Genomic DNA, 20,955 nt, shown 5'->3' with positions numbered 1-20,955 from the left:
TAATCTGTGGCTATTATTTTTCCTTTGCTCCTTTGTACCTTTGCAACTCTGAACCTTTATAAAATGAATGTTTTAAAGATTGCACACAGAGGCGCCAAAGCCTACGAACCTGAAAATACTTTACAAGCTTTCCAAAAAGCCTTAGATCTAAATTCAGACGGAATTGAACTTGATGTTCATTTGAGTTCCGATGAACATTTAATTGTAATTCACGACGAAACTATCGACAGAACCACAAATGGAAAAGGTTTTGTAAATGATTTTACTTTAACAGAATTAAAATCATTTTTAATTGATGGAAAATATCAAATCCCAACTTTAAATGAAGTTTTCGATTTGGTTGACAAAAAGTGCCTCATCAATATTGAATTAAAAGGTTTAGGAACTGCGTCTAAAGTTGTTGCATTAATTGAGAAATATGTCTCAGAAAAAAACTGGAATTACAATCATTTTATCATTTCAAGTTTTGATTGGAATATGTTGGAGGAAACATCAAACTTAAATTCAAACATCCCGATTGGTGTTCTAACAGAAGAAAATATAGAAACTGCTTTGGCTTTCGCCGAAAAAATAAAAGCAAAAGCCATAAATCCTGATTTTCAATTATTGAATATTGAAAATGTTCATCAAATGCAGGAAAAAGGATTCTTAGTTTTACCATGGACAGTAAACACAGAAGAAGACATTCAAAAAGTAAAAAGTTACAACGTAAACGGAATTATCTCTGATAATCCAGATAAAATATAAATAGCCACAGATTACGCAGATTAACACAGATTTGTTTGCCACGAATTTCACGAATTGACACAAATTTATCATCCTAAAATAATTCGTGGAAATTAGTGTAATTCGTGGCGAAAGAAAAAATCCTTTTAATCTGTGTAATCTGTGGCAAAAAAAATTAGTGCCAATTCGTGCAATTCGTGGCAACCCAAAAAAATATGATCAAAAATTTCGACATAATAATCGTTGGCGGAGGCGCTGCAGGTTTTTTTACTGCAATTAATATTGCAGAGAAAAATCCGAAACTGAAAATTGCCATTTTAGAAAGAGGAAAAGAAGTCCTTTCTAAAGTCCGTGTTTCTGGTGGCGGAAGATGCAATGTTACACACGCTTGTTTTGAACCTAACGAATTGGTAAAGTTTTATCCGCGAGGCGAAAAAGAACTTCGAGGACCTTTTCATCAATTTTGTTCGGGAGATACAATAGAATGGTTTGAAAAACACGGTGTCGAATTAAAAATCGAAGAAGACGGAAGAATGTTTCCTGTTTCTAATTCATCCCAAACCATTATCGATTGCTTCTTAAAAGCAACTGAAAAATTAGGTATCAAAGTACTAACTGGTCAAAGTGTACAATCCATTTTCAAAAAAGAAAATCACTGGAAAATTGATACACAAACTGATAATTACGCTGCCGAAAAATTAGTAATGGCAACGGGAAGCAACCCAAAAATTTGGGAAATGCTTCAGGAACACGGACACGCTGTTGTGAGCCCTGTTCCTTCCCTATTTAGTTTCAATATCAAAGATTCTCGAATTAAAGAACTACCCGGCGTTGCCGCACAAGTTACTGTAAATGTAAAAGATACCAAACTAGAATCTACAGGCCCTTTATTAATTACGCATTGGGGAATGAGCGGTCCCGCAATCCTGAAACTTTCGGCTTGGGGCGCGCGTATTTTACACGATAAAAATTATCAATTTACCATTTTCGTGAATTGGTTAAATGATGTTGATTTTGAAGATGCCGAAAAAATCCTAAAAGATTTAAAACAAGAACACGCCAAAAAAGCCGTTTCAAAAAAATCTCCATTTGATTTTCCGAATCGTTTATGGGAAAGTCTCGTTCTCGCTTCAGGAATTGATTCTGAAATGAAATGGGCAGATTTATCGAAAATTCAATTGCAAAATCTGACTTCACAATTAACCAAAGCCGAATTTAAAGTAAACGGAAAAAGCACTTTTAAAGAAGAATTTGTAACGGCAGGCGGAATCGATTTAAAAGAAATCAATTTCAAAACCATGGAAAGTAAAATTCACGAAAATCTTTACTTTGCTGGCGAAATTGTAAATATCGACGCCATAACGGGAGGATTTAATTTTCAGAATGCCTGGACAAGCGGGTTTATTCTGGCTCAAAATATTTAATACAAAATGAAATTTAAAGGAATTATTTTTGATTTAGACGGTACATTAGTCAATTCGTTAGAAGACATCTCAGATGCGATGAATAAAGTACTTACCGCTTTAAATTATCCTACACATACTTACGACACATATCAATATTTTATTGGGAGCGGTTTAAGAAATCTGGTAAGTAAAGCTTTACCTGCTTCAAACAGTTCTGACGATGAAATCGAAAGTTGTTTTGAATGCATGGTCGATGAATACACTAAAATCTGTACGCTCAAAACAAAACCTTATGAAGGCATTGTAGAATTGTTAGAAAATCTGACTTCGCAAAACATCAAAATGGCTGTTTTCTCCAACAAAGCAGATGAATTGACAAAGAAAATAGCTTGTGAATTATTTCCAAAACAATTCGACACAGCTGTTGGTTTAAGCACAGAAGCGCTTAAGAAACCGAATCCGTTTGAAGCGATTGAAATCAGTAAAAAATGGAATTTAAAACCAGAAGAAATCCTGTTTGTAGGCGATTCTGATATTGATATGAAAACTGCGGTAAACGCCAATATGTTTCCTGTGGGCGTTACTTGGGGCTACAGAACCCAAGAAGAATTGAAATCTAGCGGGGCAAAAGTGGTTATCAATACTGCTTCAGAATTAATTAGAATTATATAATTAATGAGGTTTTCCGTAAAGATTCTTCTAACTACTTTTCTATATTTGTTGCTTTAAATATGTCCCTGCACAAATAAAAAATAAATGTTAATGAAAAAAATACTTTTGGCAATTGTTTTGATTTTCATGGTATTTGCCTGTGATTCTAATGATCCGGAAAATATTAAAGAAAACAAGATACTGCTAAATTCAAATGTAATTGATGCTGAGTACTCAAAGAAAACAGATCAGTTAGTTTACGTTTCGTCAAATCCTTCTCAAGTAAACATTTTTGATTCTAATACAGAGTCATTAAAAAAAATTTCTTTGGCTTATACCCCTACATGCATTTCAATTTCGCAAGATGGCAATACAGCCGCAGTGGGTCATGATGGTCACATCACTTATGTTAATTTAAAAAATCCATCCATAATTCAAACCTATACTATTTCTTGTTCCGCGCTTGATATCGTTCTTGGAAACAATAAATGGGTGTACGTTTTTCCAGAAAAAGACCAATGGACATACATCAAAAGTGTTAATATGAATCTGGAATATAATTACGAAATGCCAATAAGTATATACAATCAGATATATGCTGGAGCTAAAGGAAGACTACATCCATCAGGCAAATATCTCTATATCCAAAGCCCATCATCAAGCTCTAAAATTCAGCGACTTACAATTAAAAATGGTAATATTGATGATAGATACGAATCTAACTTTGAAGAACAAAACTATACTGTTCCAAGCATATGGTTCTCAGAAGACGGCAACAGGCTTTTTACTAAAGAAAGAAATGTCTTGAAAACTTCTGAACTTAATAGTTTAGATGGGGTTTATAATGGCAAAATTTCTTCCGAAAGTGATTCTAAGATTGATTGGCTAGATCATTCTTCTTCAAAAGGAAAATTATATGTAATCTTTTCAAATGGCGATCAATGGAATCCTATAAAATCAAATAACATCTATGTTTTTAACGATTCAGATCTTAGTTATTTAAATAAACTCGATTTGGATAAATATTTCAATCAAACGAAAAAAAACAGTGCAGAAACTTATGATGCTGTTCCATATTTTGTTTTTAGCAACTCTACTGGAGATCGTTTATTTGTAGTAACAAAAGCATTAGATTCAGATTTAGTCAATGAATGGGCAATTCAAAAAATCACTATTAAATAATAAATTTATCTTAACTAAAATAACTTAATATTTCATGTTTTTTGTAATGTAGTTTGACATTCTATTAAAAAGTAATGAAACAAAATCAATTAATAATATGAAAAAAATTGTATTAACATTAATCACATTGTTAACTCTTATTGGCTGTTCCAACAATGATTCAAATGACTCAAACGAACAAATAAAAGAAACTAATTACTCTATACCAGATACCTTAAATTTTACTATTTTCAACAATAATCTTGTCCTTAACATTGAGAATCAAGCAAAAACTTCATTAAATTATACAATAACAAGTTCAAAAGATTATGTCAGCCTTTCTAAAAAAGAGGGTGCCATAACCTCTTTAAATCATGATGAAATTAAGGTCACTGTTGATAAAAAAAACTTGACAAATGGTAAATCTTATTCAAAATTATATCTAAATATCAACAATAAAAAAGACTCAATAGTTGTAAGTGTAACCAATTTTGTAGAACAAAAAGTGGTTTTAAATTCTGATGTTGTCGATGCAGAGTTTTCTAAAGTCACTAATCAGCTTATTTATGTTTCTTCAAGTCCTGCAACGATCAATATTCTATCTACAAACACAGGAGCAATAGAAAGCATACCATTACAATATATCCCTACATGCGTATCGATTTCACAAGATGGAAAAACTGCTGCTGTTGGACATGATGCACACATTTCTTATGTTAATTTAACTAACAAAACTATCATAAACACCTATTCTGTATCTTGCTATGCACTTGATATTGTATTAGCAAACAATAAATGGGCTTATGTTTTTCCACAAAAAGATCAATGGACTCATTTAAGATGTGTCAATATGAATTTGCAGGATGACAACGAAATTCTTCAATCTGGTAATCTAATATTTGCAGGTACAAAAGGAAGACTGCATCCGTCAGGCAAGTATCTATATGGAGCAGATAATGGCCTAAGTCCTTCTGATATAGAAAAATACAACATTCAAAATGGAAATGCAGAATATCTTTATGATTCTCCTTATCACGGAGATTATCCGATGAATGGAAATCTATGGTTTTCTGAAGATGGAAATAGAATATTTACCAGAGGCAAAACGGTATTAAGAACTTCTGAACTTAGAAATCAGGATATGGCATATAATGGTACAATTACTACTGCCGATTCGTACTCATCAATTGAATGGTTAGATCATTCAGCAGCAAAAAATAATATCTATCTACTACTAACAACTGGAGATTGGATGCTAAGGAAACTTCCGTATGTGTATATATATAATGATACAAATCTTGCTTTTAAAAAGAAAATATCGTTAGAGCAATTTCTAGTTTCTAAAAATGAATCCGAAAAAGTATTCTACAATGCCGAGCCATTTTTTGTATTTAGTAATTCTGCTGGAAATAGTTTATTTGTAATAGTAAAAGCAACTGGAGCAGGTTTAAATAAAGAATGGGCAATAGAAAAAATAAGTATTGAATAAAATCTTATTATTTATCTGATTGACAAAAAAATATATTTCACTACAAAAACAAATTACAGCAATTGCCTCTTTTTCTGAAAATGAAATTGAGACAATTGCTTCTTGTTTTGAATATGAAAAATTTACGGCTAAAGATTTTCTTTCTTCGATGGGAAAAATCAGCAGTAAAATCTTTTTTATTGTTGAAGGTCTTGCTCGTGTTTATTACTTAAAAGACGGAAAAGAAATTACGACTTATTTAAGCTGTGACGAGGGTTTTATCGCTTCGTACTCCAGTTTTATAAATCAATCGGTTTCTTTTGAAAATATTCAATGTATCGAAGACTGCGAAGTGCTTTCGATTACTTTTGAAAAAATGCAGTTTTTGTATAATGAAATTCCGAATTGGGAACGTGTTGGAAGAATTTTAGCAGAGCAGAACTACCTGTGTATGGCCGATCGGGTTTTAAAACTTCAAATGATTCCTGCCAAAGAAAAATACCAGACATTTTTAGCTTCGGCTCCAGCCAAAATAATTCAACGAACACCTTTAATTTATATCGCTTCTTTTCTCGGAATTACACCTGAATCTTTAAGCAGAATCCGTCAGCACATTTCTTAACATTTATCAAGTGGATTAAGAATCTGAATTCAAATCTTTGCCAATATAAAATTCAAGAAAATGAAAAATATCGCCAAAGAAGTTTACCAGATTCCGTTATTTCCTCGCAACGCTATTAATTGTTATATAATTGAAGATGTTTTAATTGACGCAGGAATTAGAACTTCTGCCAATAAAATAATAAAAACAATTAAAGGCAAAAACATTACCAAACACGCCTTGACGCACGCTCATGCCGATCATCAGGGAAGCAGTAAAATTATCTGCGAAACTTTGAACATTCCTCTTTTATGCAGTGAACCTGAAAAAGCATTTGCAGAAAATGGAAATGTAATTACAGAATATCCAAATCCAAATCATTTTATTTCGAAATTTCAGGAGAATTTCTGGGCAGGAAAAGGACATCCGGTTTCTCAAACCTTAAAAGAACGCGATCAAATTGGCGGATTCACGGTTATTGAAACACCAGGACATTCAAGTGGACATATTTCTTTTTTCAGGGAAAACGATGGTGTTTTAATTGTAGGCGATGTGATGACCAATATGAATCTTCTAACAACAAAAGTCGGTTTGCATGAACCTCCACATTTGTTTACCGCTGACAAAGAAACCAATAGAAAATCCATTCTAAAATTGGCTTCGCTAAAACCAAAAATACTTTGTTTTGGTCACGGACCTGTTCTATTTAATAATGGGGAATTGGAAAAATTTGTTCACTACTTATTCAACCACCAAATGCTGGCATTTAAAACTGTTGCAAATCCAACCCAGGCTAAATATGGAATCAGTAAATAACCTGCAGTTCTATTAATTTTGATAAACTTTAAATACGTTTCATAAATCATCAGCCATAAAAGCACAATTTCAATTAAAGCTAACATTGGATTTTTTAATCCGAAGAATAAATAAGACCAAATCGCATTTAATGCCAATTGAATTATAAAAAAAAGCAATGCCTTTTTAACTTCTTCTGTCTGCTGCTTTATTTTATCCCAAACCAAAGCTGCTGCAACGGCCATTAAGATGTAGATCACTGTCCAAACTGGCATAAAAACCCAATTTGGAGGATTAAAAACTGGCTTTTCCAGGGTTACGTACCAAGTTTCAATACTTGGCTTTGTAACCACTCCTGCAGAATACCCTACTGTTAAACAAATTACTAAAGCTATGGCGATTTTTACGAACTTATTCATGACATCAAATTTTGAATTCAAAAATAGTCAAAAGAAAAATTAAACCATTACGTGGAAGTTCATTTTAGCAAAGACAATCTATATTTTCTTATATTACTTATATGGTGAAAAAATTTAAAAACTATCTTTGCCAAAATTTTATAATTCATGTTAACAGCAGCTGATTTTATACCAAATCTATATACTTCAACGATCGAAAACGGAAGCTTTGAATGGAGCGCTCCAAGCAACATTGCCTTAGTGAAATACTGGGGAAAAAAAGAAAACCAGATCCCAGCAAATCCTTCTGTAAGTTTTACTTTGAATAATTGTAAAACAATTACAAAACTTTCCTTCTCTAAAAAAGACGCTTCGACTTCACTCAACGTGACAAATAGTTTTTCTTTTGATTTGCTTTTTGAAGGAAAACCAAAAGAAGATTTTAAACCGAAGATTCAGAAGTTTTTAGAAAGAGTTGAAGTTTATCTGCCGTTTTTAAAAGAGTATCATTTTACGATTGACACTCAGAACACTTTTCCGCACAGTTCAGGAATTGCTTCTTCGGCTTCTGGAATGGCTGCACTGGCGATGAATTTTATGAGTTTAGAAAGAAAATTGAATCCAGAAATGGCGGATGATTATTTCTATCAAAAAGCTTCATTTCTAGCTCGATTAGGTTCTGGAAGTGCCTGCCGAAGTGTGAAAGGAAATGTAGTCGTTTGGGGAAATCAGGCTAATATTGAAGGAAGTACAGATTTATTTGGTGTTGAATTTCCGTATACAATCCACGAAAACTTCAAGAATTATCAAGATACCATTTTATTAGTTGATAAAGGCGAAAAACAAGTTTCGAGCACAGTCGGTCATGATTTAATGCACAATCATCCTTATGCAGAAAGACGTTTTGCGCAAGCACATGAAAATCTGGATAAATTAATCGCCATTTTTGAAAAAGGAAATTTAAACGAGTTTATAAAAGTTGTAGAAAGTGAAGCATTGACGCTGCATGCTATGATGATGACATCTATGCCCTATTTCATTTTGATGAAACCTAATACGCTTCAAATCATAAATGCGATCTGGAAATTCAGAAACGAAACCCAGATTCCAGTATGTTTTACGCTTGATGCTGGAGCAAATGTACACGTTCTTTATCCTGAAAATGTTAAAGAAAAAGTACTTCAATTTATTCAGGACGAATTAGTTGTATTTTGTCAGAATAGTCAATACATTTGCGACAAAATTGGAGAGGGCGCATTATTAATTGATAATTGATAATTGTCAATTAATAATTTGTAACTTTATGGAAAAGAAAAACATAATTAAAGAAAAATCTTTTGCTTTTGCAATCGATATTGTAAATCTTTATAAAGTTTTAATTGAAAAAAAAGAATTTGTTTTATCCAGACAAGTTGTGCGTTCAGGAACATCTATAGGTGCAAACATAAGGGAATCTGAACATGCTCAAAGTAAAGCAGATTTTATCCATAAGTTATCAATTTCATTAAAAGAAGCAAATGAAACAGAATATTGGTTAGATTTGCTTTATGAAACAAAATATCTTTCAGAGATAGAATTTCAAAATATTAAACCTAAAATTATTGAGTTATTAAGATTGCTTACAAGCATAATTAAAACTTCAAAAAACATATAATTATCAATTGTTAATTATCCATTTTCAATTATGAAAGGACCACTATTTTACTCAAAAATATTACTCTTTGGAGAATACGGAATTATCCGTGACTCTAAAGGACTTTCTATTCCTTATAATTTTTATAACGGCGCTTTGAAAAAAAGCGAAGAGCCTTCGGCAGAAGCAATCTCATCTAACAAAAGTCTAAGAAGTTTTGCTTCTTACCTTGAAGTTTTGCAGACACAGCAGCCGGAATTGGTTACTTTCGATTTAGAAACTCTTAAAAGCGATGTTGAAACTGGAATGTATTTCGATTCTAGTATTCCGCAGGGATATGGTGTTGGAAGCAGCGGAGCACTTGTTGCAGCCATTTATGATAAATATGCAGCTAACAAAATCACTGTTTTAGAAAACCTTACACGCGAAAAACTATTACAGTTAAAAAACATATTTTCTCAAATGGAAAGTTTTTTCCATGGAAAAAGTTCTGGATTAGATCCGTTAAATAGTTATTTGAGTATTCCAATCCTTATTAATTCAAAAGACAATATTGAAGCAACCGGAATTCCAACTCAAAGTTTTGACGGAAAAGGCGCAGTATTTTTATTAGATTCTGGAATTGTTGGCGAAACGGCTCCAATGGTTAATATTTTTATGGAAAACCTAAAAGACAAAGGTTTCCGTACAATGCTTAAAAATCAGTTTGTAAAATATACAGATGCCTGCGTAGAGAACTTTCTGCACGGCGACATGAAATCTTTATTTACCAATACTAAAAAACTTTCTAAAGTAGTTTTAAACAACTTTAAACCTATGATTCCAGAACAATTTCACGGAATCTGGCAGCACGGAATTGACACTAACGATTATTACCTAAAACTCTGCGGTTCTGGCGGAGGCGGTTATATTCTGGGATTTACCGAAGATTTAGAACGTGCTAAAGTTTCTTTAAAAGACTATAAACTAGAAGTTGTTTACCAATTCTAACTATTTAAAAGCCGAAGTTATTTGAATACATTTTTATAAGTTTCATCCTAAAAAGTTATTTATTATGAAAAGTATTTTTAAAATAATTAAAGCAACTTTTTTAGGAGGAATTCTGTTCTTAGTGCCTTTAGTGGTACTGCTTATTATTCTTGAAAAAGGGTATGGCATTATTCAAAAAATAACACTTCCGCTTGTAAATAACCTGCCCAGAGTTCATGTTTTAGGAATTGCTCTTCAGGAACTTATTGGAATACTAATAATCATTTTAATTTGTTTTGCTGCTGGTTTGCTGGCACGAACAGCCAGGGCAAAAAAACTGATTCAAAAATTAGAAGATGGTATTTTAAGCTTTGTACCCGGATATTCGTTTATGAAAAGCATGAACGAAAGTATTATGGGTTTTGAATCTAAGCAAGATCTAAAAGTAATTTTGGTTCCAACTGATGCCGGCTGGCAGTTTGCATTTTTAATAGAACAGATTAACGAAAACAACTTTACCGTTTTTATACCCGATGCTCCAAATCCGTGGAGCGGATCAGTTGTTTTGGTAGAAAAAAAAGACATTCGGGAAATCGAAATTACCCAGAAAGAAGCTTTGGCTTGCATTAGAAAATTGGGCTATGGCTCTAAAGAATTGTTAAAAAACAAGTTCTAAATTTTAGATTCCAAAAATATCCTTTAACTTCAAATTTAATTTAATCCAACAAAATATATTTATGTTAAGCAGACAGCACAAACTTTTAGTAATGAAAATTGTTAGTTTGTTCTCTGTGGTACGCGGCTATAATATTCCTATTATTATTCTGGCACAATACTTATCTGCAATATTTATTCTTGCTCCAGAAAAAAGAGCTTTAGATATTCTATTGGATTTTTATTTGTTTTTGATCGTTTTTGCTTCGGCAGTTACAATTGCTTCAGGTTATATAATCAATAATTTTTACGACAGCCAGAAAGATTTAATTAATCGACCAAATAAATCAATGCTGGACAGATTAGTGAGTCAGAAAACAAAGTTGACAGTTTATTTCAGTCTTAATTTTTTAGCGGTTTTAATGGCTGGAATTGTTTCCTGGCGTGCATTTTTATTCTTTTCTGCTTATATTTTTCTGATTTGGTTTTATTCTCATAAAATTAAAAAATACCCTATTGTAGGGAATTTAACAGCTGCTTTTATGGCTGTAATTCCATTTTTTGCGATTTTGCTTTACTTCTACAATTCGATTTCGTTTGAGGAAATTGAAAATCACCGCAGTCATTTTGTGGTAATTTCGGCACATGCCATGTTTTTGTTTTTACTGCTTTTGATTCGGGAAATGATAAAAGATTTAGAAAACTTAAAAGGCGATTTGGCTAATGATTATCATACAATTCCAATTACTTATAACGAAAAGGTTTCAAAACAAATTATTACTGTTTTGACGTTTTTAACCATCATTCCTGTTTATATTTTGGTAAACATTTATGATGTAGGATACATGGATATTTACTTCTATGCGTGTTTTATTGTTTTGATTTTTTTTCTGTTTTATCTCTGGAAATCCAATTCAAAAGAACAGTTTTTGTTACTGCATAACGTTTTAAAATTCCTGATTGTTTCTGGTGTTTTTTGTATTGTTCTGATTAATCCAAGTGTTTTATGGCATGGTAAACAATTGATTTCTACATTTTAATATTTAACCCGCTGATTTACGAACGTTTTTTTAATAGCTAAATGCATAAAGAAACCAGTTTTAACACTCCTAATTATCTTAAAATTGAAAGCTATCAATCTAAGAACATTGAACTTAAGATTTATTAGCAGGAAAAAACTATCTTTGCACAAATTAATGATTCTATGAACAACAAGGAAGGCAATAATAAAAGAGGCGGATCTAGACCAAATAGCTCAAGATCAAACTCCAGCAAGCCAAAACCTCCTATGGCTAAGCGCGCGCAAGGGCCAAAAAAAGTAAAACCTGAAGTTAAAGCAGCTCAGGAAGCAGCGGCAGAAAAACTTAGAAAACAAAATCAACCGGCTAAAAGACAAAAAGCTTCGGATGAAATTCGTTTGAACAAATACATCTCAAATTCAGGGGTTTGTTCACGTCGTGATGCCGATTTATATATTCAGTCAGGAAATGTTAAAGTAAACGGTGTACCGGTTACTGAAATGGGATATTTAGTAAAACTAAATGATGTTGTAAATTTTGACGGTGTTACTTTGACTCCGGAAAAGAAGGAATATATTTTGCTAAACAAACCTAAAAACTTTACTACTGCTCTTGATGAAGGTCAGGAATATCGTAACGTTCTGGAACTTGTTCGTGCGGCTACAAATGCAAAAATTGCTCCTATTGGAAGAATGGATAAAAACACAACTGGATTGTTGTTGTTTACAAACGATACTGATATGATTCGTAAATTTAGTTTACCAAATCAGAAATCACCTAAAATCTATCAGGTTTCTTTAGACAAAAACTTAAAATTTGAAGATTTAGAAAAAATAAGCAAAGGTTTAGTTCTTGACGGCCACCGTGTATCTGTTGAGGAAATAAGCTATATCGAGAAAGAACCAAAAAGTGAAGTAGGTCTTAAACTGCGCTCATCAAATGTAAAGGTTGTACGTGCAATTTTTGAAAACTTCGACTATAACGTACTTCGTATTGACCGTGTTTCTTTTGCAGGTTTAACAAAAAAGAATCTTCCTAGAGGTAACTGGCGATTTTTGACAGACCAAGAAGTTATTAATTTGAAAAACGCATAAATCTTCTCAAGATTTAATGGAATATAAATCCTGTTTTACTTTTGTAAAATGGGATTTTTTATTTCTTAGAAACTAAAAAAATTATGTCCGAAAAGTGTAAAGATTGATCTTCCGATGTTTTGGTTTTTTTCTTCAACAGATTCGTAACATGAAAAGCCAAGGATAATTTTGATTCCGGGTTGAATGCTGTTTAAAATGTCTCTTTTTTGTTCTTCTAAAAGGAGTTTTAGACTATCAAGTAACTGAATGTTATTTTTAAGATAAGAGACTACAAGGAGTGCAGAGAAGTTAAGTATTTCGCGGGCTGTTTCGCTTTTGATGCCGACTTCGTTTGAAATCATTTCAGAAATTCTGCCTTTTTTATTGGTAAAGATTTCTTTTAATATTGGATTTCCTTCTGTGCGATAACAATCGTCGACTGATAAAATTCTGCCAGAAGTAAAATCGACTTCCTGATAAAAACTTGAGTTGTCTTCGATTTGAGAAACAATCTCTTTGTAAAAACCAGATTCTTCGGCCTTGTTATAGAGTCCCATTAAAACCGTACCTATCGAAACATCAATTCCCTTTATTAGGAGTGCATCATTTTCAAAATAAAACTTGTTTAGCTTTGAAACAACATTAGAAGAAATAAAACGTCTAAGTTCAATTTGTAGGTTTGGGGTCATACTCATAACTTTTAAATAATTATTTATACTTATTCAAAATAATCGATAAAGTGGGGCTTTTTATCGTTTATCAGGATAAAAATATAAAATATTTTAACATATCCAAAAAATAAGTTAAGATTTTACTTTGTAGATTATGAGCACTTTAACATAAAAAACGTCAAATACCAGTAAATATAGCCTCTGCGCAGTCAAAACAGAGAAAATCTTATTTCTAAAAAAATTCAAATTTTTCTTAAAAAAATTAAAAAATAAGAAAAAAGCTAATTATTTGTTACACAATTAAAATAATAAGTTTCGATATTCCCATGTTGTGTGGATGAAAATTCCGAAATAGATTATACAAAACACAAAGTTGATAAAACTCGATGCAAGGAAACCAAGAAGAGATCCTGTAGCTGCTTTTAACGCACGTTTATGGTTTGTTGAATCATATATCATTTCACCAACTAAAGCTCCTACAAACGGACCAATAATTACCCCAAACGGAATTGGAGCCAGAATTCCAATTATTAACCCAATGTTTGTTCCCCAAACACCATAAGAGCTTCCGCCAAACTTTTTAGTTCCTTTTGCCGGAATGATATAATCTAAAACAGTAATTATTATAGTAAGCAAAAGTGTTATCCCTAAAAGCCAGTAATTGTTATCAACGGCTTTTGTTAAGTACAACAGCAGTAAACCAACCCAACAGCTGGAAAGTCCCGGCAAGACAGGCAGAAAACTGCCAAAAACACCTACTACCATGCATATAAAACCTAATATCAACAATAATGAATCCATATTTTTATGTAATTTTGCAATCTGCAATTTATTTGTGTGTCTTATAAAAATAGAAAGAAAAAACAATAAAATCTCTTTTAAAACAATTTTGAGTTATTTTCTTTCGTTTTTATTACCCAAAGACCAAGTTTCCCCAAGAAAATAATTGTATTTTTATACCACAAAATTTTAGTTTATTCAATTCAAAGTCAAAATCTTGAAGCAGTTTTTCTTTTTTATAGTTTGCATATTTTTCAATTCTTGTCAATATTTTGAGAAGAAAGTTCCTTCTGAAAAAGAATTACTTCAAAAAGAGCTAAAATCAATTAACTGGAAAGAAGTTGACGAATATCCTACAGTTTCTGACTGCGAGACAATTACAGACAAAAAAGAACGTCAAAAATGTTTTTTTGATGTTATGTCGCAGCTTATTCAGCAAAAACTCGACGTTGACAGTTTGTCTATTCTATATCCGGATCTGGATACAATACAAGTAAAAGTGACTATTTTCCCAAATTCTAAAATGAAATTTGAACCTCAATTTCAAAAAGATTCTGTGGCTTATGACACTATTAGAATCGATAGTATTCTTCATGCCCGTTTAGTCGATTTTCCTAAAGTAAATCCAGCCATAAAACGAGGTCTTCCTGTAAAAACTCAATTTATTTTACCTGTAATTATTAAAGAGAAAGAAAAGAAATAGTTTTTTAAAATTCATTTCCCTCTACTAAAAAAACTTAGTTAATTTCACTCTATTTTTTTAAGGCATTTTCTTACTTTTGTTTTAGATCTTTAAAAAAAAAATAAAATATGAAAAAGGAAATTTTAGACCGAATCAAAGAATTGGGTGGAAATATAAACAATGTAAAAGGAAAATCACTTTTGGAAGATTTACAGTCTATAACTTTTAATACAGTTCTTTACAAAAGACCTGAAGATACACCTTGGGCTTCTGCAGAAGACGAAGAACCAATTTATGGAATTGGCGATTTCGTTGATGAAAATGAAACTCTTTTTAAAGAAAATAAAGAGGCATTTTACGATAAAATAATTGAACAATATTTTAGATTAACAGATGAAGGATTTGGTCAAATGTTTTGGAAAGCTTCTTCTTTCACACCATTTAAAGAGGGTACACAAGATTATACAGAATGGTATCGAGATTTTACTGATCCTGATATAGATTTAAGCGAAACAATTAAAATAACAAACGATTCAACGCCAGATTTTATTTTTCTAATTTACAGCTATGGTTTCCCAGACAGCTATTATATCGTACAATCTGATCCAAATCCAGAAAACCCAACTTTATTCAGTACAGACCGTACAGGTTTTTTTAGCGAAGTTACAAATGAAGGAAATTTAGAAGATTTCATGAATACTTTTATGACAAAAGAAGAATTACTTGAGCTTTTGAAAAATAAACTTGGCAGTTGAAAAAATTTATAGTCAACTTAATATTATTGTAATTTCTATAATAAAAAATTAATCCCACAGTTTTATTATAGAAATTTGCTTTTTGATTTAACTTCTAAACCTGCGGTCTTTCCATTCATAAGAACCAAACAAACTATATAAAGCCACAGCAGAACTGAAAAAAGGATAAAACAAACTGCTTAATAAAAGACTTTTAATTCTGGTTTTGGTTAAAAATTTATTGGTGATGGAAAGCAGAACAAAATCGACTGCAAACTTTAAAAAAGCAGATAAAACCAAAAATGGATAACCCATAATTCCGAAAATAAACAAGAAAAAAGCAATTACCAGACTTAAGTTTCCGAAGAATACAATTATTCCCAGAAATTTACCAAACGTACTTTTATAAGAACTTGTTTTTGCCGCCCAGCGCACTCTTTGATGAAATAATGATTTCCAGTTTTCGGCAGGTTTTGTTAGTACAATTGCCTCATGAGCTTTTAAATAATGCACCTCATCTGGAAACATTTCGATTGCTTTCTGCAATAAAAAAACATCGTCACCGCTGGCAATTTTGTCATTTCCATCGAAACCGTTTAAGCTTTGAAACAACGTTTTTTTGTAGGCAAAATTAGCCCCGTTGCACATAAAGCCTTTGTTCAAACCAAAACTACCAATTGTAGCACCTTGCAAACTTGTTAAATCTAATTGCTGAAAATGATCTAAAAAAGAATTTTCACATTTGTATGAAACCGCTCCTGCAAGCATTGCAATTTTATTTTCCTGAATAAAATTATCAAACGTCAAAAGCCAGTTTTCCGGAACAATACAATCAGCATCGGTTGTAATAACCCAATCTGTTTTTACGTGCTGTATTGCTGTTGTAATGGCATCTTTTTTTGGAGAATTTGAAACACGGATATTATCAATAATTGACAATTGATAATTAACAATTGACAATTGAAACTTTTCAATTGAAGAATCATCAACCAAAATCACATCAAATAAATCTGTTGGATAATTTAAGTTAGATATGCTGTTTAAAAGATTGGGCAGGTTTTCTTTTTCATTTCGAAACGGAACTATAATTGTAAAACTAGTTTGTGGTTTTAAATCTGTTTTTTGATATTTTTTTACTTTGACAAAACCATAAATCAGCAAAGAAATGCTGACAATATAAGTGGTTAATATTGCAAACAACACAAAAATCATTCTGTTGTTTTGGTTTTAAAATTCAACACAAAATAACTCCCTAAAACTACTGGTAAAACGACATTCAAGAACCACATTAAAGTGCTTATAAAAATTACAATCCATTCGTTTACGCCTAAAATTCCGAAGAAATAAATGGCAACGCTTCCTTTTACTGCAAAATCTAAAAACTGAAATGTCGGCAATGAAGAGGCCAAAAAGTAAACCGACGTTATTGCTGCCATTAAAGTTAAATACGGTAAATCAACATCAAAACCTAAAAACAAAAAGTAGTACTGATGCGAAAAAACCAAATAGCGGCAAATTCCCAAAAAGATATTTTTCTGGTGAACAGATTTTGGAATTTCGTTGATTTTATGAATCAGTTTTTCAATAGAATGTCCCTTTATTTTTATCTTTTTAATTGAAAATAATACGATCAGAATGAATGCAAATCCTCCAAAAAGAATTAGAACTGTTTTGGTTGTAATTACATTAAATTGTGCATTGAAATACAGTAATCCAAAAATCCCGAAAATCACAGTTAGAATCATTTGGATTCCGTTGCAAATCAGGTTTAAAAAAACAACTCTTTTGGCTTCCGTTTTTGGATAATACAATGCTTTTCCGGCATATTCTCCTACTCCGTTTGGTGTAAAAATTCCGGCTGTCAAAGCGGCCAAAACCTGTTTTGCGGCTTCATAAACCGATATTTTATGAATTACCTGTGCCAGATTCTGCCACTTCAAAATTTCGAAATAACGGTTCAAAACACTCAAAAGCAGAATAAACGAAATTCCTAAAACTGACTGATTTTTTCGGAATAAAACAATGAATTTACTCCAGTCTAATTTGTCGTTGTTTGCCAGCTGATTGTAAATAAAATAAAATGCACCGCCAACAATTAAAAGTTTGGCCAGAAGAACTAGGAATTGCTTAGCTTTGTGAGGAATTGAAATCATGCCGCAAAAGTAATCAATTTGAGAATGTGGCAATTTGAAAATGAGAAAATGAATAGGTATCATTTTTCAAAAACTTGAAACGTGAAACCTCAAACTTGAAACAAAAACTTTGACACAAGAACGCATCATATTAGGTATTGACCCCGGAACCACAATTATGGGTTTTGGATTGATTAAAGTAATCAATAAAAAAATGGAATTTCTGCAATTAAACGAATTGCAGCTTTCTAAATACGACAATCATTACCAAAAATTAAGAATCATTTTTGAAAGAACCATTGAATTAATCGAAACGCATTGTCCAGACGAAATTGCAATTGAAGCTCCTTTCTTTGGTAAAAATGTACAGTCGATGCTGAAATTAGGTCGTGCGCAAGGTGTTGCCATGGCTGCGGGACTTTCAAGAGGCATTCCGATTACAGAATACGAACCTAAAAAGATAAAAATGGCAATTACCGGAAACGGAAATGCCAGCAAAGAACAGGTCGCTAAAATGTTACAACAGCTTTTAGGCTTAAAAGAATTACCAAAAAATCTCGATTCAACAGACGGTTTAGCGGCTGCGGTTTGTCATTTCTTTAATTCTGGAAAAGTTATTGCCGGAAAAAGTTATTCAGGCTGGGATGCTTTTGTGAAACAAAACGAAGATCGAGTTAAGAAATGAGTCAATATGCCAATTTGATAATTAGATAATTCTGTAGACAACATAAATTATCTAATTGACACATTCTCTAATTATCTAATTAAAAATGTCAGGAATTTACATTCACATACCTTTTTGCAAACAGGCTTGTCATTACTGCGACTTTCATTTTTCTACTTCTATGAAAAAGAAAGACGATATGGTTTTGGCATTAGCCAAAGAAATTGGCATGCGTAAAAATGAACTTCTCGACTCTGCTCGAAGTGACAATGAGATTGTGGAAACTATCTATTTTGGCGGCGGAACTCCTTCGGTTTTATCAAATGACGAAATAAACTTTTTAATTTCTGAAGTTTATAAAAACTATAAAGTTGTAGAAAATCCTGAAATTACACTCGAAGCTAATCCGGATGATTTGTCTGTTGAAAGAATTCTGGAATTATCTAAAAGTCCTATAAATCGTTTAAGCATCGGAATTCAGTCTTTTTACGAAGAAGATTTGAAGATGATGAATCGCGCTCATAATTCGGCGGAAGCCAAAAAATGTCTAGAAGAAGCAACAAAATACTTTGATAATATTTCGCTTGATTTAATTTACGGAATTCCGGGAATGAGCGACGAAATGTGGAAACAAAATATTCAAACTGCTTTAGATTTTGGCATTCCGCATATTTCGAGTTATGCTTTGACAGTTGAACCTAAAACGGCTTTAAGTAAATTAATTCAAACCGGAAAAATTGCCGAACCTCAAGACGAAGCCACTTCAAACCATTTTACGATTTTGGTTGAAATGCTTCAAAAAAATGGTTTTGTTCATTACGAATTATCGAATTTTGGAAAAGAGGATTATTTCTCCAAAAACAATTCGGCGTATTGGCTGGGCAAAAAATATATCGGAATTGGACCTTCTGCGCACAGTTACGACGGTGAAAAAAGAGGCTGGAATATTGCAAATAATTCATTGTATTTAAAAGCGATTCAAAACGATGAACTTCCAATTGAAACGGAAACATTAACCATTTCAGATCGTTATAATGAATATATTATGACGGGGCTGCGAACGATTTGGGGTGTTTCTCTAAACCGAATTGAACAGGAATTTGGATCAGAATATTTGAATTATTTATTAGAACAATCTCAAAAGTTCTTAAACGACGATCTGCTATCGATCGAAAACAACATTTTAAAGCCTACTCTTAAAGGAAAATTTTTAACAGATGGAATTGCTTCAGATTTATTTTATTTAGAGCCTGAGATTTAACCGCAAGGTTCGCTAAGATTTACGCAAAGAACGCTATTGTTTTTTTTGTAAGAATAAATTTATAATAAATAGAATAAACCGTAGATTTGAGTTTTAATTTTATAATTAATTACTCATGTCAGAAAATGATTTATCACGCATTGTGTTTCATTCGGCTTTGAACGTTCATCAAACTTTAGGACCTGGACTTTTAGAAAGTGCTTACGAAGAATGCTTATTTTATGAGTTAAGAAAACTAGGCTTATTGGTTGAAAAGCAAAAGGCTTTGCCTTTGATTTATGAAGAGGTGAAATTAGATGTTGGTTATCGATTAGATATTTTAGTAGAAAATAAACTAATTTTGGAAATAAAAGCAGTCGATTGTTTAAATGAAGTACATTTCGCTCAACTATTGACTTATTTAAAATTAACAAATTGCAAATTAGGCTTATTAATAAATTTTAATGTTGCATTACTAAAACACGGAGTTAAAAGAATAGCAAACAATCTTTAATAAAATCCTAGCGACCTTTGCGTAAACCTTAGCGCTCCTTGCGGTTAAATTATGATAGTAAAAATAAACAACTTCGAAATCGACTTATCAAAGCCCATTGATATCTCTATTCCATTAACCAATACAGATGAAAACCCAATTGCCTGGTATATTGAAAAACCTGTTATTGAACCTGTAGTTTTTGGCGACTGGATTGGGAAAGTTTCAGAAGGAAAATCATCAACGAATTTCAATAATATTTTCTTCAATCCGCATGGGCATGGAACGCACACGGAATGTTTAGGTCATATTACGAATGATTTTTTTAGTGTTAATCAATCGCTGAAACAGTTTTTCTTTTCTGCTAAATTGATTACGGTTGAACCTGAAAAGATTGGAGAAGATTATGTTATTACAAAAGAAAGCATTTCGACTTCGCTCAATGTGACATCACTGGATCGCGCTTCGACTTCGCTCAGCGTGACAAATGAAGCTTTAATAATTCGAACACTTCCAAATCAAAAGGAAAAAAAATCAAGAAAATATTCCAATACAAATCCGCCGTATTTGTCTGAAGAAGCAGCAATTTTCATCCGCGAAAGCGAAATTCAGCATTTACTGATTGATTTGCCAAGTGTTGACAAAGAACACGATGAAGGAAAATTATTAGCACATAAGGCGTTTTGGAATGTAAAAGACACGCACAATCTAAATTCAGATGCGAGATTTAATGCTACGATTACAGAAATGATTTACGTTCCGGACGAAATTGAAGATGGAAGTTATATACTAAATCTTCAAATCGCTTCGTTTGAAAATGACGCAAGCCCATCAAAACCAATTTTATATAAGATTTAAGGTTTGCCACGAATTTCACGAATTTGCACGAATTTCTTTTTTTATTTTGCCACAGATTAAAAAGATTTGCACAGATTTAATCATTTTAATCCTTTAATCTGTGGCAAAAAATTAATTCGTGAAAATTCGTGAAATTTGTGGCAAAAA

Annotated in this window: 24 protein-coding genes; 19 read left to right on the top strand and 5 right to left on the bottom strand. The window is 32.1% G+C overall.

Annotated elements, in window-relative coordinates:
- Window positions 1–63: 63 nt before the first annotated feature.
- The 7 genes from FJOH_RS07255 (at window position 64) to FJOH_RS07225 (ending at window position 6,829) form a co-directional block, all read left to right on the top strand.
- The gene (locus tag FJOH_RS07255) at window positions 64–747 is read left to right on the top strand and encodes a glycerophosphodiester phosphodiesterase (protein ID WP_012023477.1); all 684 of its coding nucleotides are present in this window, start codon (window positions 64–66) and stop codon (window positions 745–747) included.
- Window positions 748–941: 194 nt separating this feature from the next.
- The gene (locus FJOH_RS07250) at window positions 942–2,150 is read left to right on the top strand and encodes a BaiN/RdsA family NAD(P)/FAD-dependent oxidoreductase (RefSeq protein ID WP_012023476.1); all 1,209 of its coding nucleotides are present in this window, start codon (window positions 942–944) and stop codon (window positions 2,148–2,150) included.
- Window positions 2,151–2,156: 6 nt separating this feature from the next.
- The gene (locus FJOH_RS07245) at window positions 2,157–2,804 is read left to right on the top strand and encodes an HAD family hydrolase (protein ID WP_012023475.1); all 648 of its coding nucleotides are present in this window, start codon (window positions 2,157–2,159) and stop codon (window positions 2,802–2,804) included.
- A gap of 90 nt (window positions 2,805–2,894) precedes the next feature.
- The gene (locus FJOH_RS07240) at window positions 2,895–3,965 is read left to right on the top strand and encodes a hypothetical protein (protein ID WP_123875737.1); all 1,071 of its coding nucleotides are present in this window, start codon (window positions 2,895–2,897) and stop codon (window positions 3,963–3,965) included.
- Window positions 3,966–4,092: 127 nt separating this feature from the next.
- On the top strand, window positions 4,093–5,433 hold the full coding sequence (locus FJOH_RS26220; RefSeq protein ID WP_123875736.1) for a YncE family protein: 1,341 nt from the start codon (window positions 4,093–4,095) through the stop codon (window positions 5,431–5,433).
- A gap of 19 nt (window positions 5,434–5,452) precedes the next feature.
- Window positions 5,453–6,034, top strand: coding sequence for a Crp/Fnr family transcriptional regulator (locus tag FJOH_RS07230; RefSeq protein WP_012023472.1), 582 nt, complete (start codon window positions 5,453–5,455; stop codon window positions 6,032–6,034).
- 60 nt (window positions 6,035–6,094) lie between these two features.
- Complete coding sequence (locus tag FJOH_RS07225; RefSeq protein WP_012023471.1) at window positions 6,095–6,829, top strand: MBL fold metallo-hydrolase; 735 nt, start codon at window positions 6,095–6,097, stop codon at window positions 6,827–6,829.
- On the opposite strand, the gene FJOH_RS07220 is transcribed toward FJOH_RS07225, so the two are convergent.
- The gene (locus FJOH_RS07220) at window positions 6,751–7,227 is read right to left on the bottom strand and encodes a TspO/MBR family protein (RefSeq protein ID WP_012023470.1); all 477 of its coding nucleotides are present in this window, start codon (window positions 7,225–7,227) and stop codon (window positions 6,751–6,753) included. The two genes, FJOH_RS07225 and FJOH_RS07220, sit on opposite strands and share 79 nt — an antisense overlap.
- Before the next feature lie 147 nt (window positions 7,228–7,374).
- Between FJOH_RS07220 and FJOH_RS07215 the strand changes: the two genes are divergently transcribed.
- From FJOH_RS07215 to FJOH_RS07190, 6 genes are all read left to right on the top strand, one after another.
- Window positions 7,375–8,481 carry a diphosphomevalonate/mevalonate 3,5-bisphosphate decarboxylase family protein gene (locus tag FJOH_RS07215; protein WP_012023469.1) on the top strand — a complete coding sequence of 369 codons (1,107 nt, stop codon included), beginning with the start codon at window positions 7,375–7,377 and terminating at the stop codon, window positions 8,479–8,481.
- 28 nt (window positions 8,482–8,509) lie between these two features.
- Window positions 8,510–8,860 carry a four helix bundle protein gene (locus tag FJOH_RS07210; RefSeq protein ID WP_012023468.1) on the top strand — a complete coding sequence of 117 codons (351 nt, stop codon included), beginning with the start codon at window positions 8,510–8,512 and terminating at the stop codon, window positions 8,858–8,860.
- A 30-nt stretch (window positions 8,861–8,890) separates the two neighbouring features.
- Entirely contained in the window at window positions 8,891–9,829 is a 939-nt protein-coding gene (locus tag FJOH_RS07205; protein WP_012023467.1) for a mevalonate kinase family protein, read from the top strand.
- 64 nt (window positions 9,830–9,893) lie between these two features.
- Window positions 9,894–10,484: a DUF502 domain-containing protein gene (locus FJOH_RS07200; protein ID WP_012023466.1), complete on the top strand. Its 591-nt coding sequence runs from the start codon at window positions 9,894–9,896 to the stop codon at window positions 10,482–10,484.
- A gap of 61 nt (window positions 10,485–10,545) precedes the next feature.
- Entirely contained in the window at window positions 10,546–11,502 is a 957-nt protein-coding gene (locus FJOH_RS07195; protein ID WP_012023465.1) for a geranylgeranylglycerol-phosphate geranylgeranyltransferase, read from the top strand.
- A gap of 164 nt (window positions 11,503–11,666) precedes the next feature.
- Complete coding sequence (locus FJOH_RS07190) at window positions 11,667–12,575, top strand: pseudouridine synthase (RefSeq protein ID WP_012023464.1); 909 nt, start codon at window positions 11,667–11,669, stop codon at window positions 12,573–12,575.
- Window positions 12,576–12,640: 65 nt separating this feature from the next.
- Here the strand turns inward: FJOH_RS07190 and FJOH_RS07185 are convergent, their stop codons facing one another.
- Both FJOH_RS07185 and FJOH_RS07180 read right to left on the bottom strand, forming a co-directional pair.
- Window positions 12,641–13,243 (bottom strand): DUF937 domain-containing protein, encoded by a 603-nt coding sequence (locus tag FJOH_RS07185; RefSeq protein ID WP_044047559.1) that lies wholly within the window; start codon window positions 13,241–13,243, stop codon window positions 12,641–12,643.
- A 282-nt stretch (window positions 13,244–13,525) separates the two neighbouring features.
- Entirely contained in the window at window positions 13,526–14,026 is a 501-nt protein-coding gene (locus tag FJOH_RS07180) for a DUF456 domain-containing protein (protein WP_044048251.1), read from the bottom strand.
- Between the two features lie 196 nt (window positions 14,027–14,222).
- Between FJOH_RS07180 and FJOH_RS07175 the strand changes: the two genes are divergently transcribed.
- Both FJOH_RS07175 and FJOH_RS07170 read left to right on the top strand, forming a co-directional pair.
- Window positions 14,223–14,708 (top strand): hypothetical protein, encoded by a 486-nt coding sequence (locus FJOH_RS07175; protein ID WP_012023461.1) that lies wholly within the window; start codon window positions 14,223–14,225, stop codon window positions 14,706–14,708.
- Window positions 14,709–14,815: 107 nt separating this feature from the next.
- Window positions 14,816–15,442: a hypothetical protein gene (locus FJOH_RS07170; RefSeq protein WP_012023460.1), complete on the top strand. Its 627-nt coding sequence runs from the start codon at window positions 14,816–14,818 to the stop codon at window positions 15,440–15,442.
- Between the two features lie 87 nt (window positions 15,443–15,529).
- Here FJOH_RS07170 and FJOH_RS07165 read toward each other — a convergent pair whose 3' ends face one another.
- Both FJOH_RS07165 and FJOH_RS07160 read right to left on the bottom strand, forming a co-directional pair.
- Window positions 15,530–16,633, bottom strand: a complete 1,104-nt coding sequence (locus FJOH_RS07165) for a glycosyltransferase family 2 protein (protein ID WP_012023459.1) — start codon at window positions 16,631–16,633, stop codon at window positions 15,530–15,532.
- Complete coding sequence (locus FJOH_RS07160) at window positions 16,630–17,574, bottom strand: lysylphosphatidylglycerol synthase domain-containing protein (RefSeq protein WP_044047557.1); 945 nt, start codon at window positions 17,572–17,574, stop codon at window positions 16,630–16,632. Before FJOH_RS07160 ends, FJOH_RS07165 begins: the two co-directional genes overlap by 4 nt.
- Before the next feature lie 109 nt (window positions 17,575–17,683).
- Here FJOH_RS07160 and ruvC point away from each other — a divergent pair, with 109 nt between their 5' ends.
- The 4 genes from ruvC to FJOH_RS07140 all read left to right on the top strand — a co-directional run bounded on the left by ruvC (window position 17,684) and on the right by FJOH_RS07140 (window position 20,808).
- Complete coding sequence (gene ruvC / locus FJOH_RS07155; protein WP_012023457.1) at window positions 17,684–18,238, top strand: crossover junction endodeoxyribonuclease RuvC; 555 nt, start codon at window positions 17,684–17,686, stop codon at window positions 18,236–18,238.
- An 85-nt stretch (window positions 18,239–18,323) separates the two neighbouring features.
- The gene (hemW, locus tag FJOH_RS07150) at window positions 18,324–19,478 is read left to right on the top strand and encodes a radical SAM family heme chaperone HemW (RefSeq protein ID WP_012023456.1); all 1,155 of its coding nucleotides are present in this window, start codon (window positions 18,324–18,326) and stop codon (window positions 19,476–19,478) included.
- Window positions 19,479–19,593: 115 nt separating this feature from the next.
- Window positions 19,594–19,971: a GxxExxY protein gene (locus FJOH_RS07145; RefSeq protein WP_012023455.1), complete on the top strand. Its 378-nt coding sequence runs from the start codon at window positions 19,594–19,596 to the stop codon at window positions 19,969–19,971.
- A gap of 51 nt (window positions 19,972–20,022) precedes the next feature.
- Window positions 20,023–20,808: a cyclase family protein gene (locus tag FJOH_RS07140; RefSeq protein WP_012023454.1), complete on the top strand. Its 786-nt coding sequence runs from the start codon at window positions 20,023–20,025 to the stop codon at window positions 20,806–20,808.
- The last annotated feature ends 147 nt before the right edge of the window (window positions 20,809–20,955 follow it).

This window comes from Flavobacterium johnsoniae UW101, from assembly GCF_000016645.1.
GTDB lineage: Bacteria > Bacteroidota > Bacteroidia > Flavobacteriales > Flavobacteriaceae > Flavobacterium > Flavobacterium johnsoniae.
The sequence above is the reverse complement of the archived record's forward strand: the minus strand, read 5'-3'. Positions and strand labels throughout refer to the sequence as shown.